The organism is Clostridium sp. CF012 (assembly GCF_018861755.1).
Lineage (GTDB): Bacteria > Bacillota > Clostridia > Clostridiales > Clostridiaceae > Clostridium_AD.
This window is the reverse complement of record NZ_JAHLEF010000019.1, coordinates 54,558-71,084: the sequence shown is the minus strand read 5'-3', so window position 1 is coordinate 71,084 and position 16,527 is coordinate 54,558. Positions and strand designations below refer to the sequence as shown.

Genomic DNA, 16,527 nt, shown 5'->3' with positions numbered 1-16,527 from the left:
CCGAATTAATCATTATTAAGAGTTTTCTATATCCATCCATCTTTCAATGATTGGGTCTAATTCTTCTTGGACCTTTTGTTTTTCTTTTTCTAGCTCTAACAATCTTTCATATTCACTGCCCATATTATTCATTTCACTATCTATATCTTTTAGTTTTGCTTCAAGCTCTTGTATTGCATTCTCTAAGTTTTCTACTTGTCTAACTTTGTTATTACTTGCTTGTTTCTGAACGTTGTCTTTATTCTTAGGCTTTTTCTCTTTTTCAATAATAGGAGATTCAATTTTGTTTTTCTTGAATTCATTTTTCTTTTCTTTGTAATACTCATAATTCCCCGGGTAATCTATTATCTTTTTATCTTCTATTTCGCATATTCTCTCTGCAAGTTTATTTATGAAAAATCTATCATGGGATATAAATAATATAGTCCCACTAAACTCTGCTAAAGCTTCTTCAAGATTTTCTCTTGAATCTATATCCAAATGATTTGTAGGTTCATCTAGTATCAATAGATTTATATCATTTTGAATTAACATACAAAGCTTAAGTCTGCTTTTTTCTCCACCGGAAAGATTTTTAACCTTTTTAAAAACATGCTCGCCATAAAATAAAAATTTAGCCAGTATTCCTCTAGCTGGTCCCTCTAAGATACTCATATCCTCTCTAAAAGCTTCAAGCACTGTTAGCTCTTCATTATTAAAGGTTATATTTTGAGGAAGATATCCTATTTTGGTGTTAGATCCTAGCTTCACTTCGCCGTAATCCAACTGGGCTTCACCTAAAAGTGTTTTTATAATAGTTGATTTACCGCTTCCATTATCACCAATTAAAGCTGTACACTCCCCATATCTAATGTCTAAATTTAAATCCTCTAATATTTCCTTTTTATTAAAGCTTTTACATAAGCCTTTAATACTTATTACATCCTTGCCAGATCTATCAGTGTCCGCAAAATCCAATTTAATTTTAGGTTGATTTAATAAGGGCTTATCGACTCTTTCTACTTTGTCTAATCTCTTTTGCATACTTGCTGCTCTTTTAAAAAATTTTTCATTATCTGCTTGAATAGCCCATTCCCTTAATTGTTTTATTGCTTTTTCCATAGCTTTTATTTTTTTCTGTTGATCTTTAAATGCTTCAAATTGCTCAAAAACTCTCTTTTGTTTTTCTTTAACGTAATAAGAATAATTACCATCATAAAGTGAAGTTTCTCCATCCTCTATTTCCACTATTTTAGTTACAACTCTATCTAAAAAATATCTATCATGTGAAATAACTATTACTGTACCTTTGTATCCTTTAAGATAAGCTTCAAGCCATTCTATTGATACCACATCTAAATGATTTGAAGGCTCATCAAGAAGAAGTATATCTGGATTCTGAAGTAAAATTTTACCTAATATAACAATGGTTTTTTCACCACCACTTAGACTTATAAATTCCCTATTTAAAAATTTCTCATTAAACTTGAGTCCAGTGCAAACCTTACTCATTTTCTCTTCTATTTCATAACCGCCTTTTGCTTCATAAAGATCATTTACTTCACCATATTTCCTTAATGTATGCTCTAATTCACTTCCTTTTAAATTAGCCATCTGCCCCTCTATTATTTTAAGTTCTCTATTTATTTCATATTGAATTTGGAAAGCAGTTTTTAAAACATCTATTACTTTAAACTGCTCCGGATAATCTGGTATCTGATGCAGATATCCTACAGTTGCATTTTTTCTTATGGATATGCTACCTTTATCACTGTTTTCCATACCAGCAATAATTTTAAAAATCGTAGTTTTACCACAACCATTTTTTCCTATTAGCCCAACTCTTTCATTATTTTGAACTTCAAAAGTAATATCGCTAAAAATCCTATTACCTCCAAAATATTTTTCTACTTCTTTTAACGCTAATTCTATCATTGTTAATTCCTCCTCTATATTTGCAATCTATATTTTCCCGGTTAAAATAATAAAACCCCTGCAAGAGACACTTGCCGGAGTTTATGTATTTTGATTTTAAGCTAAACCAGTTGAACTGATTCATTATATAATCGCAGTAAAAAACCCAGGCAAGAGAGTCCTCACCTGGGTTTTAAATAACATAATTATAATGTATTTAAGGCAAAGATAACTCACTTCTTTTTAGTGTTATATTCAATTTTGGACAGACTTCTCCCGTAAAATGGAAATCAGTATGTGTAATCCCAGATAATGCCATTGGTAGTCTGTCTAAAATTGTATTTCCTAAAAAGAACTTAGCCATCATTTTCACCCCCGTATAGTAAAATCTTATTAATTTAATATTACCATAAATTTTATTTAATATCAATATTGGAATTTTCTATTTTATTAAAATTTTATCTTTTATTGTTATTTATCTAGAAAACATTAATTTTCATGATTTTGGTTATAATAGATTTAGATTAAAAATTAATTATAAACAAGGAGGATTTGTAATGAAAATTAAAACCATAATATTAACTTCAGCTCTATTAACTTTAATGCTAGTTGGATGTGCTAAAAAAGCTGTAACACCTCCAGCAACGCCACCGGAAGCAACTCCAAATGTTGTCACAACAGCTTCAATAGTTAATACTGGAGCTGCTTTTGAAAAGGCTATTAGCAGCAAGGGCACCTGGATTATTGCAATAACAAAGGATTTATCTATTGATAAAGATCTTGTAGTTGAGGGTGAGTATAAAAACGGCAAAAAAGATACCGCTGGCAAAGATGTTATCCAACGTAAGATAGCTCTATACACTCAAGACGAAGCTCGCACAGTAACTGCTAGATTCATTTTGACTGCACCAAAAATAACTTTTAGTAGTCCTATGGGCAGTATAGAACATGGGACCTTTAAAGGTGATCTTTATGTTTCAGCAAATAACTTTCAATTAAAAGATGCTACAGTTGAGGGTAATGTTTATTTTACTACCGCTGAAGCTAAGTCCACGTTCAAAATGGATGCTACAAGTAAAGTCACTGGAGTACAGGAAATGAAAAAATAATATGAAATGAAAAATCAGTTGGCCAATGGATTGGTTAACTGATTTTTATACTTTTATTCAGATGGTTAAAGCTGGCACACAAAACAAATAACAATCAAAGATGCCACTTGCCACTGGTTTGCACTTACCAGTTCTATACTATACAATAGTATTATAAAATATTAGAATTAGGAGGTTAGTTAGTTATGAGTCTAGATTTTGAAAAAGGTAAAATAGGAAAATTATTGTATAGACTAGCCTTGCCATGCATTATAGCTCAATTAGTGAATGTTTTATATAATATAGTAGATAGAATATTTATAGGCAAGCTTCCAAGTGGAGAAATTGCTATGGCTGGAGTTGGTATATCTTTCCCTATAATTCTTATAATATCAGCTTTTAGTGCTTTAATTGGTATGGGTGGTGCTCCACTCGTCGCTATAAAAATGGGTGAAAAGAAAAATGAGGAAGCTGAAAAAATACTAAGTAATAGTTTTTCTATGCTTATTATTATAGGCTTAATTTTAACTGTAGTATTTTTAATTTTTAAGGAGCCAATTCTTTATGCTTTTGGCGCAAGCGAGCAAACCATTGGGTATGCGCAGGATTACATAACCATATACTTAATTGGAACAGTTTTTGTTCAGATAGCTTTAGGTATGAATGCTTTTTTAAATACACAAGGTTTCACAAAAATTAGTATGTTCACTGTAATGATTGGTGCTGTAATAAATATAGTTCTTGATCCTATACTTATATTCACTTTTAACATGGGAGTTCAAGGAGCAGCTTTAGCAACAATAATTGCTCAAATGGTTTCTGCTATATTTGTTTTAAATTTTTTATTTGGTAAAAAAACTATTTTAAAAATACGCAAAAAATTTTTGATGCCAAACTTCAAAATTATACTTCCCATTGTTAGTTTAGGTATTTCACCATTTATTATGCAATCTACTGAAAGCTTGGTTTTAATCTCTTTAAATACAAAACTTCAAGCTTATAGCGGCGATTTAGCTGTAGGTGCTATGACTATAATGGCAAGTATAATGCAAATCATCATGTTGCCTTTAATGGGTTTAACCCAAGGTGCTCAACCTATAATAAGTTATAATTACGGGGCTAAAAACTTAGATAGAGTAAAAACTACCATTAAGCTTTTAGTAAAATGTTCTTTAGGTTACACCCTAGTAATGACAAGTATTTTAATGCTATTTCCTGGAACTATTGTTTCTATATTTAACAATACACCAGAACTTATCGATATTACCGTTTGGAGCATTAGAATTTATTTTGTAGGTACCTTTATATTTGGTGCTCAGATAGCTTGTCAACAATCCTTTTTAGCTTTAGGCCAAGCTAAAATATCATTATTCCTAGCTTTATTAAGAAAGATGGTTTTGCTAATACCACTTATATTTATTCTTCCTAATTTCTTTGAAGATAAATTATTCTCTGTTTTATTAGCAGAACCAATAGCAGATATTATAGCTGTAATTATAACATCTATTTCATTTTTTATATTTTATAAGAGAACTTTAATCAATAATGAATAGGAGAATAAAAATAGGTGCCACGTGGGTGGCACCTATTTTTCCATTATTTTTAGGACATTCCACCTTATTGATATAGCTTCATTGTCTAAGTCTTTCTTGGTCACCTCAAGTGGATCATAAACATGAAGTTCTATTTGGTTAAAAGGTAGAGGAATAGTGAATTTGTCCCATCTTCCTTTTAATTGTATTTTCTTTTTACAATTGATTGTAAGGGGAAGCACCTTACGTTTTGTAAGGACTGCTGTAATAAAGGGGAAACGCTTCGATTCATGGTAAGGCCCTAAGGGGCCATCAAGAGTAATTGTTAAATTAGCACAGCTGTGTCCATTGATTTCACGACGAATTTTAAATAAAAAATTGCCACCTTCACTTTCATCAGGTACGCGAATTGTTTTGTAACCAAAATGATTACATATTAAATTAATATAATCTCCACGTCCATTATTAGTAGTAATTACGTAGAGGCCTTGTCCGCGAAGGTAAGGATATAAGCAGTAGCTATCCCCATGCCAAAATACTATAATAAATTTTTCATCATGACCCTCTTCTAAAAGTGCATATTGTCCAGTAGATACTATTTTACTAGTTTTATATACAAATTCAATATAATAAATAGAGATAAATGTGATAATTTTTCCGAAAAAATCAGATATTTTATTCATCTAAGGTCACCCCTTTTTTTATGAATTATAGCTTTGCGGTATACTTCTACAGTGTTATCTGCCATTGTATCTAATGAGAACTTTTTAGAAAAGTCATAGGCATTTTGACACATTTCACTTAAGATTTTGGGATGCTCCATTAAATAAATAACTTTTTCTGACCACAAGTCTATATCAGCTTTAGTCATAAACCCATTATATTCATTCTGAATTATGTCATCTATTCCACTAGAACGAATGGCTACAACAGCACATTTCCCGGCCATCGCTTCTAATATTACCATGCCCTGTGTTTCAGATTGCGAGCTAAACACAAAAATATCTGAAGCCATATAGTACATACAAACATCCACAGGACTTACGAGCCCCACAAGAATTACTGTATCATTTAACCCTTGCTCTTCTATGGTTTTCAATATATTTTCACTTTCAGGGCCCTCTCCTATAATAATGCATTTGAAAGCCACCTTGGAACTATCCTTTATTCGTTTAATTCCCTTTAATAAAAAGCAGATATTTTTTTCCTGCGTTAAACGAGAAACGCAGCATAGAACCACTTCATTTTGCAGCTTATATTTTTCAGTTATACGTTTTACTCCATCAATATCTATATCATCATAAAAATCAAAGTCAACTCCCGTAGGCAACACAGTTTTATCCCTACTTACACCAATGTTTGCCAAATATTCACTTGCAGAATTAGTTGGTGCTATTATAGCATCACATTTTTGAGAAAATATCCGAATTAATTTATGAGAAGCTATATTTTCAAAGGTTTGCTTGAATAACGGCAAATTATGGGCGTATTTTTCAAGTCTGGTATGATAAGTTAAAATAACAGGTAGTCCATATTTCCTTCCAAGCTCAAGTCCTTTTTTCCCCATCCAAAATGGGTGATGTACATGAATAATATCAAAATTTTGTGTTAAAAATTTTTTTTCTATCCCTGAGGAAAAAATATTTACTATAGCAAAATTAAAAGGCTTAGTTCTATAATAGATTAATAAATTGCACCTAATAACATTAGCATCTTCAGGTGTTTTAAGCGGATATTTTGGAGCAAATAAAACCACATTATGGCCTTGCCTAAGAAGACCCTTTGCGAGCCTAGTAATAGAAATTGGGACGCCACCAATAAATGGAAAATAGTTATTGGTGAACATAGCAATATTTAATTTTTCACTATTTTTAATAATTTCTGGTACTTCATCATATTCATTATAATAATTTACACTTTTGGTAACTCTATAGTTAATCATTAAACCCAAAAATATAAATATACATATTATTAAAATGAATTTAAAAAAGTTTAAATAAAAAATTGAATGAATATAAAACCAAAGATTTTCAAAAATACGATAAATAGCTGAATTTGAGGTCATCTTCTGCTTTATAACACTATAAGCTACTTCATCATTTTTTATTATCACTTTAACATAGTGATAGAAGCTATTTTCATTATTAAGAAGTAAAGCGCCACCAGCGCCTCCACTTATGAAGTATTTAACATTATCAATTTTTCTACTATCAAAAACCTCCATACCAGAAGTGAAAACTGCTGTTACTTTATATTTTGAAAAGGTATCCCTTAAAAAATCACAATATGCACTATTAAGTGATTTAGTGTTTTCAATTTCAAAGGGACTGTTATTCATAATTACAAATTTATATTTATACTTATCACTAGTACTTAGCTGCTGTTCTAGCCATGCTTTCTGCCATTCTTCAGATGTTATTCCTGTAGTATCTAAAAAAACAAAAAAAGCATCATTTACATTATAAGAAAAATAATAAGGTCCATAATGATAATAAAATTTGGAGTTGCCTCCATTTGAAATCTCTTTATCACCTACTCCAATAATGGTTGGAATTTTTATTTTATTTAAACTTTTGTTTAGTATCCTATATTTATCTTCATCTCCTGCTATTACAGCATTTCCTGTAGAAATGACAAAATCAAGCTCACTATCAGTATTTATTCCCCTAACTATTTTTTTATCGAATATATCAATAGAACTCTTTATATTCCCCAGTACGGCAAAAGAAATATTCTCATGGCCCTTTATATAATCTAACTTTTGTATGTTTTTAATATTAGTTGATACAAAGTCAGCTTCAAAAATAAATAAATAGCCCTTATAAAAGATAAAAATTAATAATAACGCAATATCTAAACACAATAGAATCTTTAAACTTTTTTTCCCCCTCATAAAGTTACTTATAACCTCCTGAATATTAACTCATCACTAGCCCCTAAAATTTGCTTATATGCTTTTGTCTGCAAGTTTATTTTTGACTATTTCTAAATAAAAAATTGTGAGACCTATTAGCATACCTAAATACATGGTGAAAAATCGCCATGAAAATGTTAAAGAGACTATATCGCTTTTTTTAACAAAATTAGAAAACATAAGCGTAAACCCACCCTCAGCAACTCCAGTAGCTCCAGGAGTAGGCGCAAAATATGTTACGAAAGTCAATAAAACTTGGAGAGACATAATTTGACTTGTTGAAATACTAGCGTTAAGTCCTCTAATAAGGATAACTGGAATGGTAAATAAAATAAAAAGATATAGTGTCATATAAATTATTGATAATAATATATATTTTTTCTTACCCATTAAAAATCTTTTAATGTTTAGAGCAAATATGTCAATTTCTAAAAAGCTATTATTTTTGAACTTTTTAACCACAGTTTTTGAAATTATTTTTTTGCGTTCCAAAAAATCCAATATTTTAGATAGATTTTTTTTTATAATGTTTGTATTTTTCAGTACTTTATAAAATCCGTAAGCAGCTAAAATATATATGAAAACTAAGGATAAAATATAAATGAAATTATTACCGCTTGGAAGTATTTTAAAAAGGTTTTTATCCACTATTAAAATTATTGGCGTTGTTATAAAGAAAAAAATAATAGGAAGCACAGTCTTTATTGTAGTTGCTGCAGTAGCATCGCCAATTGAAATATCTTTTTTATTTAAGAAATATATTTGAGCAAAGGCACCTCCAGTAGCAAAGGGGGTTATATTCGATAAAAACATGTTAATGAATGCCAGTTTAACAAGATAACCAAGGGTAACTTGAATTTCTAGGGCTTTCAAAACATACAAAAATCTTAGTGCATCTAAAAGGAAATAAAAAAACAATAAAATGCAAAGTGCTAATACTGAAATAGGCGACAATGATTTAAACCAGTAAAACGATATTTTACCATTAAAATGTTTTTCTATAAACACTACAGATAAATAAGAAGTGACAATAAATATAAGCGTAAATATTGAGTAAGTTAATACTTTTGTTTTTATAATTAAATTATTATGATCTGTTTGAAACTTTGATTCATTCTTACCATTGGTTTTTCTCATGCTTTTTCTCCTCCATGGTAGATGATAAGTCACGGGGCTATGAGAATACTATAAATACTAAATCTATGTTAATTACACTATCCTTAAATCATATGGCTGATTTGCAAAATTTATGTGTAAATTATCTGTTCATATTATAACTATAGAAGCACTTTACAGTTATCCTATTTAAATTCGTTTTTTCATTGTTAATATAATCCTTTTGTGTTAATATTATCTTAGGATATTGTTGAATAATCAGAAAAGGAGGCTTATTTGTGTTACATCCAGTTGATGAAAAACTTAAACTTAAACTAGAAATTGAACTTGAAAAAGATACTTATATTTGCGAAATTTGTGAAGGTAAAATAATTTTAGATGATAAAACTAATACACTTCCAAAATGTCGCATATGTAATGAATCAGAATATTATAAAACTAAGTGATGAAATAATTTCATTTTAAATAGCCCCAAAATATACTAATATATTTTGGGGCTATACTTTTTATGTTTGTTCAAAATTAATTTATATTGACTATTAGCAGTTATAGGGGAGTAAATAAGTTGTTACTATACTTCCTTTGAATACATTGGGGATGGATTTGGAGCAAGTATTACAAAACATGACATGTCAGTATCTCCATTATTTTTCAAACTAAAAACTTCAGTACCTTTGCAATGTATAACATCACCTTTAGAAATCACATTCATAATACCATCTACACCCATTTCACCTTGGCCTTCAAGTACATGAATCATAAGATCGCTTTGTTCGTGATTATGAGCTGGAACTCCTTGGCCTGGTCTAAAATTCAAAACAAAACTAAGAACTCTGTTTTCATTAAAAATAACTCTTTTTGTAAATTTTTCATCACTATATACTATTTTATCCGATATTTTCTCTATTTTCATAATTAAAAACTCCTTTATTTAAATGATTTTTTTCCTACTCAATTACTATACCCTAATTATACTTTTAATCTCATGGTATAGATGTGATTTAAATCAAAATTTTAGGATTGTTAATTTTTTCTTATTTAGATTTACTTCTATATAATCTTAAAAAGGTTAAAGTAGCTCCAATCATGCAAATAACAGCTGCAGTTATATATACAATTTTCATACCATAAATAAAGGCATCATTCCTCCCGATAACATAATCTGTTACATGATAACCAATTTTATAGCTCATCCTGTTATATAAAATGGTAGTAGCTAGTGCTATTCCGCATACCATACCTAAATTTCTAATAAGTGCATTTACACTTCCAGCAATACCTAGCTTATCCTTTGGAACTGTGGACATTACTAGCGAATTATTAGGCGATTGAAATAACCCATTCCCTATAGACATAATAGCTATAAAAATCACCATGCTTATTATCGAAGACTTTTCATTTAAAGTTGACATTAATAGCAAGCCCAAACTTGTAATGAAAAGTCCTATAAAGGTTAAAATTTCTGAACCTATTTTATCTGACAAATGTCCACTAGCGGGTGCTACTACAGACAAAATTAAAGGAAAAATCATAAGTACGAGTCCAGTGGATGCTGGTGAAAATCTAAGCACATCTTGAAGATAAAAAGGTTGAATAATAATTGAACAAAATATGGCTACAAAGGATACAAATCCACAAAATATACTTAGAGAAAATAACTTGTTTTCAAAAATTTTCAGTTGTAATAGTGGATTTTCGCGCTTCTTTTCCACTATAATAAACACACTAAAAGAAATAATTGCTATTAAAAATCCCAACAAAATTATTGGCTGAGTAAATCCAACCTCTTGACCTTGCCCTAGCGCTGCAAAAAGAGGAACTATGGCAAACATAAACAATAATGCTCCAAGGCCGTCCATTTTCCCCTTTGCTTTTTTATGTCCTTTAGGAAGTATCTTAATGCCATAAAATAATGTTATTAAACCTATTGGTACGTTTATTAAAAATATATATTCCCAACTGGTAGCACTTACTATAAATCCTCCCAGTGGTGGCCCTACTAAGGATCCCAGCGCCACAAATGTTCCTGTGATTCCTAGTGCTTTTCCTCTTTCATTTACTGGAAATACTTCCGTGATAATACCTTGATTATTAGCCATAGTACCTGCAGCTCCTATTCCCTGTATTACTCTAGCCAAAACTAAAATTGGAAATGACCTTGATATTCCACAAAGTAGTGAACCAAGTGTGAATAGTGCTATTCCAAACTTAAATACCTTTGTTTTGCCAAGTATATCCCCCAATCTTCCAAAAACTAATATGGTTGCTGAAATTATAATCAAATAGCTTGTTACTACTAATTGAATGCCCCCTGAGGAAACATTTAAAGATTTAGCCATGATAGGCAGCGCTACGTTAACAATACTGCTGTCTAGGGTAGACATAAATGTTACCATTACGACTATAAATAAAATTAAACCCCTTTTTTTCGTATTTGCGTTATTTTTTAATTCCATTCTTTTCTCCTCTTATTCTAGTTTATATTCACTTATCATAACCTAATTGTTAACATTTTTCAAATAATTTATGAACTTTTATATTTGATTAGTTACCTTTAAATAAAAAAACCACTGTTAAATGAGCTATATAATATTAGTTATAAAATTAACAGATCATCTTATAATTTTGTTCAAGAAAATAGCCTATAGCAAAAGCAGGTATACCAATTATAGTTTCTCATTCAGCACCAACATCCCTGGCCCTAAGTATTGCTAAAGCTGCAAACATAACTATAATAGGCTTTGCACGAGGTAGTAGAATGAATATTTATTGTAACCAGAACAGAATATTTTAACTAAAACTGAATATCATATTAGTTAAATATGTATTAACTTTCACGAATAAGGCTTGTAAAAACTTCTTTAAAAGAGCATGATATACATTAGAAGACGCACAAGCATTAAATTTTTTCATGAAGGAGCGTTGCGTATGTTTGGTTACATCCTTATCTTTTTCGCTAAAATAATTGAGGTTTCACTAACCACGGTTAGAACTGTGCTTATAACTAGGGGCGAAAAATTTTATGGTGCTGTTATTGGCTTTTTTGAGGTACTTATATGGCTGTATGTCATTGGTACAGTGCTTGTTGGCATAAATGAAGAACCGTTTAAAATGGTGGTTTACGCATTAGGATTTTCTTTTGGAAATTATTTCGGTTGTATTTTAGAAGATAAATTAGCACTAGGACTCATGACCATAAATGCCATAGTATCTGAAAAAGATGGTTGTACATTAGCTAAAATATTGAGATCAGAAAATGTAGGGGTTACTCTTATTGATGCTGAGGGTCTAAAAGAAGATAAAAAAATGCTTATATTACACGTTAAAAGAAAAAGAAAATCTGAAGTATTAAAGTTAATAAAAAATTCCCATATAAAAGCCGTAATTTCACTAATGGATACTAAAACTATATATGGTGGTTATGGTATTAAAAGATAAACACTAACAATAAGACACATAGATAAATTATCTATGTGTCTTATTGTTAGTTCAAAATTTAACATATTCTCATTTCATTTTCTCATTTGCTTTAAACTCTATCTTTTATATGCTTTAGTGAAAACATCCCAACAATTTTCCCTGTGTTATCTTCAACTGCTATGTTGTCTAGTCCATAATTAAACAATATTTTAATTCCTTCCATAAGTGAAGATTCCTCTTGGACCCTAGGAACACTTTTTTGTTCAAAAGTTGGAATCATAACCTCTTTTATAGGGGTTACATTTAAATATGCCGTAAAATTTTTAGTACCAAAGAAATCTTCTACAAACTTATTACTCGGGTTAAATATCATTTCTTTTCTAGTTCCTTGTTGAACTATTTTTCCATTATCAAAAAGTACTATTCTACTTCCCAATCTAAAGGCTTCATCTATATCATGAGTTACAAATACTAGAGTTTTCTTTAACTTCTCGTTAAGTTTTAATATCTCTTCCTGAAGCCCTCTCCTTGTTATATCATCCACCGCACCAAAGGGTTCATCCATAAGAATTATATCCGGATTTGATGCAAGCGCTCTTGCCACACCAACTCTCTGATTTTGCCCACCGCTTAATTCTCTGGGATATTTTTTTAAATATTCCGAGCTAAGACCAACAAGATCAATTAATTCTTTAGCTTGCTTCACTCTCTCTTCTTTCGATACTTTTTTAATATTTAACACATACCCTATATTATCCTCTATATTCATATGTGGGAATAGACCAATCTGCTGAATTACATAGCCAATACTTCGTCGTAGTTCGATAATATCCCACTTACTTATCTCTTTACCACTTATAAATATCTTCCCTGAATCTGGTTTAATTAAACCATTTATAAGTTTAAGCATAGTAGTTTTTCCACAGCCAGATTTACCAATTAAAGTTATAAACTCCTCACTATGTATAGTAAAATTCAGATTGTCTATTACTTTTATCCCGTTTCCATAACATTTTTCTACGTTTTCAAATTTAATAAGTTCCATTTATATTGGTCCTTTCTTTACAAACCCTTTTGGTCTAATATAGCTTGAACAGAAACTAGCGGTTCTATTACTATTTTAATAATTTTTTGCCCTTTAAAAATTCCACTGCCACATCTTTTGGATCTTTTTTTTCACTTTCCACTAAATAATTCATCTGAATCATTTCTTTATCACTTATTCTTCCTTGGAGCTCATTAAGTACAGGTTCAAGTTCTGGGTATTTCTTAAGTGTCTCTTCTCTTATTAAAGTTGTAGCAAAATATGAAGGAAAGAAATTCTTATCATCCACAAGGACCTTCATATCATATTTTTTAAGCAGTGCATCTGTTGAAAAAGCGTTTATTACATCTACATTGTCAGAATTTATTGCTTCATATTTAAGTCCTATGTCCATCTCTCGCTTTTCTTTAAAATTAAAACCATATTCCTTTTGAATACCTTTATATCCATCTTCTCTCTCATAGAAATCAGGCTCTGCACCAAATTTTAAGCTATCGCTTTTGCTAGCTAAATCAGAATAAGTATTTATGTTTAGCTTGTCTGCAACTGATTTTTTGATTGCAAGAGCATAGGTGTCATTAAAACCATATAAGCCAAGCCATTTTATAGCGTATTTAGTAGAGTACTCTTTTTTCACTTCTTCATATAATTTAACAGGATCCCTAATTAAATCTTTTTTAAGTACAAACAGCCAACCCGTACCTGTATATTCCGGATATATGTCTATTTCGCCCTTAATCATCGCTGGTTGAATATTTGATGTTCCCCCTCCTATACCTAGTTTCTTTTCTACCTTTATATCAGTACTCGCTTCAATTAAAGCCGTTATCATTTCTGCTAATATATATTGCTCTGTCATTGGCTTTGATGCTACCACAACCTTTTTTGTTTTATTTCCACACCCAACTAGTGCTACAACCATAATAAGTGCTAAAGCACTTGCAAGTATTTTTTTATTCATTTATATTCCTCCAATTTTGGCCGTTCCAAAAACTCTTTTTCTTATTTTCTTTTCAAGAATACCTAAGAAAAAATCCGACACTACAGCTAAAGCCGCCACAAGTATGCTTCCTGCTGCTGTCATTTCAGGAAAGTTTGTAGTTATACCTCTCCATATTGCGGTGCCTAGCCCACCTGCTCCTATAAAGGAAGCTATTCCACCAAGGGCAATGGTCATTACCACCATAGTTCTAAATCCTGCAATTATTACTGGTAATGCTAACGGAAGCTGTATCTTAAAAAGTAGCTGACTATTCGTACTCCCCATAGCTACTGCAGATTCTATTATCTGTGAATCCACTTCACTTATCCCCACATAAGTATTTCTTATTATAGGCAAAACACCATAAACCGTAAGTGCAATTAGTGCACTTTTGTTTCCTATGCCAGATATTGCAACTAGAAAACCAAATAAGGCAATGGATGGTATAGTATATAAAAAATTTGCTATCCCAAGCACTATTCCTGCGGCCTTCTTATTTCTTGTTATATATACCCCAAGGAACAACCCAATTATTGTAATAAAAATAATTGCTGTTCCTGAGAGCAAAACGTGCTCTATAAATAATTCAGCAAAAAAATCAAATCTAGAGCTATATAGTTTAAAAATTTCTAAAATAAAATTCATTTTTCACCTGTTGTCCTTTCCTTAAATTACATTACTTGCACTACTTCTAACATATAAATTAGATAGTATTTTGTAATAGCAAGCTTTTCTTATATAAAAATAGAGATCAAAATTCCGAGAAATTTACATTGTTTTTGTTATATTTTCATTATATTTCCACAGACAAGCATTGTCAAGAAAAAGTAATTATTATATCCAGTGTTTTGTGTGTATTTAAATAGTGTCAATTTAGTATATGTTATCTTTCCTCAATTATATCTCTAACTTCTTTAATGACAAAAAAACTACCGAAATATAAATATATTTCGGTAGTTTTGACCTCTTACTTTAATCCATTGGATGGTTATATATCATACGGTCATATACATGATTAAATCCCATCTTGCGATAAAGATTTTTCGCACGTTTATTATCAAGATCTACATGAAGGGATAGATTACCGTCTGTAAGTTCTATTGCACGCCCAATCAGTTCTGATGCCACACCTCGTCCTTTATTTCCAGGCTTAACACCAATATAAGCTAAATGATAAGTAGAAATAAACGTCTCAAATCCCATATTGACAACAATGCAGATACCTTGTTCTTCTCCATTTCGTTTGGCAATTAGCAAAAACCCTTCTTTCATAGCTTTTTCTATAGCATCTACTGTCTCTCCCACTGAATCATTATAAGCTGCTAGCCAAGTTCTTGTCATATTCAGTAACTCATCTTTGTTTTTATCATCAAAACTAGTAATTTCACAAACTTCAACTTCACTTCTTGCATCGTTTAAAATAATTAAATGCTTACCACTTTTAAGTTGTCCCTGCTTCGTTTTTTTGATAAAGGCTGCCATTGCATATGCTTCTTTCCTTGAAACAATAACGCCCTCAGAATCACGTAGCATAGTAACTGCCAGCTTAAGATCCTCTTCTTCAATATCAATCATTTCTGCACCTGTCTCCAAAATAATTTTCTTAACACTTTCAACCATATCTGTATTTCTATCAGGTAAAACAAAAGATGTTTTTTTAGTGCTATTGCTTTCAATTTGGATAATATTCATTTTCCTAACGTATTGATTAAGGTGATCTTCCCATGATGGACCCGCACCACATAACAATTGAGGTATTTCGCTTAATTCTTCATGAACCCAACTTTTTATTAAGCCACTATAAATGCTTGATAGTGTATACCCGAATCCTAATTTTGTGGTTATTGTATCTACTTTAAAATCCATACGTTCCAAACATTCTTTAGTCATGTCTTCGAAGATAAGATGACTTACTATGGTATTTAAATCCCATTCACAGGTTAAGTACATATTGTTTTTCTCTGCTATATCTCTTAACTCCGGGCGTGTAAAGTTCTCTTTTTTATCTCGTAAATCTAATAAAATATCCTTATCTAATCGAGATAATTTCCATTTTTCATTTTTGAATAGTGGAGCTTTAACTTCAAGTTCCTTCAAATTTGCAAATAACATTACTGACTTTATATAACTTTCAGAGCCATCAACTAAAATTTTCTTAAAACCATTAGCAACAGCATCCTTTACTAAAACCTCTGAAATACGGTCATATTTATGCCCCGATGGATTAGCTCCTTCAAGCTTCAAATATATTTCTCCAACGTTTAATAACTTTTCTAATTTCTTCGCTCTCATTAACGGTGTTCTTCCACTTTTTCTCATAATCTCTCCTTCAACATTTAATTATTAATAAATACAAAAGCACTTTAACTTTTTGAGTTAAAGTGCTTAAACTTCAAACTTTGCCTCAAACTTTCCTATCTAACATAGTATGCCCGGTTCATAGTTCAGTTATAAAATATTTTCTCTTAATTATTTCACCTTATTTTAAAAATTCCAATACTCTATTCAATTTCAAACATATCGTCCTTGAATATCTA

At 30.7% G+C, this 16,527-nt stretch carries 16 protein-coding genes; 5 read left to right on the top strand and 11 right to left on the bottom strand.

Translation table 11 applies throughout. The annotated features are described in order from the left end of the window. Window positions 1–15: 15 nt before the first annotated feature. Entirely contained in the window at window positions 16–1,914 is a 1,899-nt protein-coding gene (gene abc-f / locus KPL50_RS16315; protein ID WP_216299602.1) for a ribosomal protection-like ABC-F family protein, read from the bottom strand. Window positions 1,915–2,110: 196 nt separating this feature from the next. After that, entirely contained in the window at window positions 2,111–2,260 is a 150-nt protein-coding gene (locus KPL50_RS16310) for a hypothetical protein (protein ID WP_216299622.1), read from the bottom strand. Between the two features lie 190 nt (window positions 2,261–2,450). On the opposite strand from KPL50_RS16310, the gene KPL50_RS16305 reads away from it, so the two are divergent. Together KPL50_RS16305 and KPL50_RS16300 are read left to right on the top strand one after the other, a co-directional pair. Further along, window positions 2,451–3,002 (top strand): hypothetical protein, encoded by a 552-nt coding sequence (locus KPL50_RS16305; protein ID WP_216299601.1) that lies wholly within the window; start codon window positions 2,451–2,453, stop codon window positions 3,000–3,002. Window positions 3,003–3,187: 185 nt separating this feature from the next. After that, the gene (locus KPL50_RS16300; RefSeq protein ID WP_216299600.1) at window positions 3,188–4,534 is read left to right on the top strand and encodes an MATE family efflux transporter; all 1,347 of its coding nucleotides are present in this window, start codon (window positions 3,188–3,190) and stop codon (window positions 4,532–4,534) included. Window positions 4,535–4,566: 32 nt separating this feature from the next. Here the strand turns inward: KPL50_RS16300 and KPL50_RS16295 are convergent, their stop codons facing one another. The 3 genes from KPL50_RS16295 to KPL50_RS16285 are packed head-to-tail and all read right to left on the bottom strand — an operon-like array spanning window position 4,567 to window position 8,564. Then, window positions 4,567–5,196 carry a lysophospholipid acyltransferase family protein gene (locus KPL50_RS16295; protein ID WP_216299599.1) on the bottom strand — a complete coding sequence of 210 codons (630 nt, stop codon included), beginning with the start codon at window positions 5,194–5,196 and terminating at the stop codon, window positions 4,567–4,569. After that, complete coding sequence (locus KPL50_RS16290; RefSeq protein ID WP_216299598.1) at window positions 5,193–7,406, bottom strand: glycosyltransferase; 2,214 nt, start codon at window positions 7,404–7,406, stop codon at window positions 5,193–5,195. The genes KPL50_RS16295 and KPL50_RS16290 overlap by 4 nt, the downstream gene beginning before the upstream one ends. A 54-nt stretch (window positions 7,407–7,460) precedes the next feature. Further along, the gene (locus KPL50_RS16285) at window positions 7,461–8,564 is read right to left on the bottom strand and encodes a lysylphosphatidylglycerol synthase transmembrane domain-containing protein (protein ID WP_216299597.1); all 1,104 of its coding nucleotides are present in this window, start codon (window positions 8,562–8,564) and stop codon (window positions 7,461–7,463) included. A gap of 257 nt (window positions 8,565–8,821) precedes the next feature. On the opposite strand from KPL50_RS16285, the gene KPL50_RS16280 reads away from it, so the two are divergent. After that, on the top strand, window positions 8,822–8,989 hold the full coding sequence (locus KPL50_RS16280; protein ID WP_216299596.1) for a hypothetical protein: 168 nt from the start codon (window positions 8,822–8,824) through the stop codon (window positions 8,987–8,989). A 125-nt stretch (window positions 8,990–9,114) separates the two neighbouring features. Here the strand turns inward: KPL50_RS16280 and KPL50_RS16275 are convergent, their stop codons facing one another. Both KPL50_RS16275 and KPL50_RS16270 read right to left on the bottom strand, forming a co-directional pair. Further along, on the bottom strand, window positions 9,115–9,456 hold the full coding sequence (locus KPL50_RS16275; RefSeq protein ID WP_216299595.1) for a cupin domain-containing protein: 342 nt from the start codon (window positions 9,454–9,456) through the stop codon (window positions 9,115–9,117). Between the two features lie 121 nt (window positions 9,457–9,577). Beyond that, window positions 9,578–10,999 (bottom strand): MFS transporter, encoded by a 1,422-nt coding sequence (locus KPL50_RS16270; RefSeq protein ID WP_216299594.1) that lies wholly within the window; start codon window positions 10,997–10,999, stop codon window positions 9,578–9,580. Between the two features lie 188 nt (window positions 11,000–11,187). Here KPL50_RS16270 and KPL50_RS16265 point away from each other — a divergent pair, with 188 nt between their 5' ends. Then, entirely contained in the window at window positions 11,188–11,337 is a 150-nt protein-coding gene (locus KPL50_RS16265) for a formate dehydrogenase accessory sulfurtransferase FdhD (RefSeq protein ID WP_216299620.1), read from the top strand. 134 nt (window positions 11,338–11,471) lie between these two features. Next, window positions 11,472–11,981 (top strand): DUF2179 domain-containing protein, encoded by a 510-nt coding sequence (locus tag KPL50_RS16260; protein WP_216299593.1) that lies wholly within the window; start codon window positions 11,472–11,474, stop codon window positions 11,979–11,981. Between the two features lie 91 nt (window positions 11,982–12,072). On the opposite strand, the gene KPL50_RS16255 is transcribed toward KPL50_RS16260, so the two are convergent. The 4 genes from KPL50_RS16255 to KPL50_RS16240 form a co-directional block, all read right to left on the bottom strand. After that, window positions 12,073–13,008 carry an ABC transporter ATP-binding protein gene (locus tag KPL50_RS16255; RefSeq protein ID WP_216299592.1) on the bottom strand — a complete coding sequence of 312 codons (936 nt, stop codon included), beginning with the start codon at window positions 13,006–13,008 and terminating at the stop codon, window positions 12,073–12,075. 70 nt (window positions 13,009–13,078) lie between these two features. Continuing rightward, complete coding sequence (locus KPL50_RS16250; protein ID WP_216299591.1) at window positions 13,079–13,969, bottom strand: glycine betaine ABC transporter substrate-binding protein; 891 nt, start codon at window positions 13,967–13,969, stop codon at window positions 13,079–13,081. Further along, complete coding sequence (locus KPL50_RS16245) at window positions 13,970–14,635, bottom strand: ABC transporter permease (RefSeq protein ID WP_216299590.1); 666 nt, start codon at window positions 14,633–14,635, stop codon at window positions 13,970–13,972. Between the two features lie 327 nt (window positions 14,636–14,962). Next, window positions 14,963–16,309, bottom strand: coding sequence for a pyridoxal-phosphate dependent enzyme (locus tag KPL50_RS16240; RefSeq protein ID WP_216299589.1), 1,347 nt, complete (start codon window positions 16,307–16,309; stop codon window positions 14,963–14,965). Window positions 16,310–16,527 lie beyond the last annotated feature (218 nt).

Bases quoted from the DNA above. Each gene is read 5' to 3' on its own strand.
- KPL50_RS16310 (WP_216299622.1), bottom strand. From the start codon at position 2,260: ATGATGGCTAAGTTCTTTTTAGGAAATACAATTTTAGACAGACTACCA.
- KPL50_RS16250 (WP_216299591.1), bottom strand. From the start codon at position 13,969: ATGAATAAAAAAATACTTGCAAGTGCTTTAGCACTTATTATGGTTGTA.
- KPL50_RS16245 (WP_216299590.1), bottom strand. From the start codon at position 14,635: ATGAATTTTATTTTAGAAATTTTTAAACTATATAGCTCTAGATTTGAT.
- KPL50_RS16295 (WP_216299599.1), bottom strand. From the start codon at position 5,196: ATGAATAAAATATCTGATTTTTTCGGAAAAATTATCACATTTATCTCT.
- abc-f (WP_216299602.1), bottom strand. From the start codon at position 1,914: ATGATAGAATTAGCGTTAAAAGAAGTAGAAAAATATTTTGGAGGTAAT.
- KPL50_RS16255 (WP_216299592.1), bottom strand. From the start codon at position 13,008: ATGGAACTTATTAAATTTGAAAACGTAGAAAAATGTTATGGAAACGGG.
- KPL50_RS16300 (WP_216299600.1), top strand. From the start codon at position 3,188: ATGAGTCTAGATTTTGAAAAAGGTAAAATAGGAAAATTATTGTATAGA.
- KPL50_RS16290 (WP_216299598.1), bottom strand. From the start codon at position 7,406: ATGAGGGGGAAAAAAAGTTTAAAGATTCTATTGTGTTTAGATATTGCG.
- KPL50_RS16260 (WP_216299593.1), top strand. From the start codon at position 11,472: ATGTTTGGTTACATCCTTATCTTTTTCGCTAAAATAATTGAGGTTTCA.
- KPL50_RS16275 (WP_216299595.1), bottom strand. From the start codon at position 9,456: ATGAAAATAGAGAAAATATCGGATAAAATAGTATATAGTGATGAAAAA.
- KPL50_RS16240 (WP_216299589.1), bottom strand. From the start codon at position 16,309: ATGAGAAAAAGTGGAAGAACACCGTTAATGAGAGCGAAGAAATTAGAA.
- KPL50_RS16305 (WP_216299601.1), top strand. From the start codon at position 2,451: ATGAAAATTAAAACCATAATATTAACTTCAGCTCTATTAACTTTAATG.
- KPL50_RS16285 (WP_216299597.1), bottom strand. From the start codon at position 8,564: ATGAGAAAAACCAATGGTAAGAATGAATCAAAGTTTCAAACAGATCAT.
- KPL50_RS16270 (WP_216299594.1), bottom strand. From the start codon at position 10,999: ATGGAATTAAAAAATAACGCAAATACGAAAAAAAGGGGTTTAATTTTA.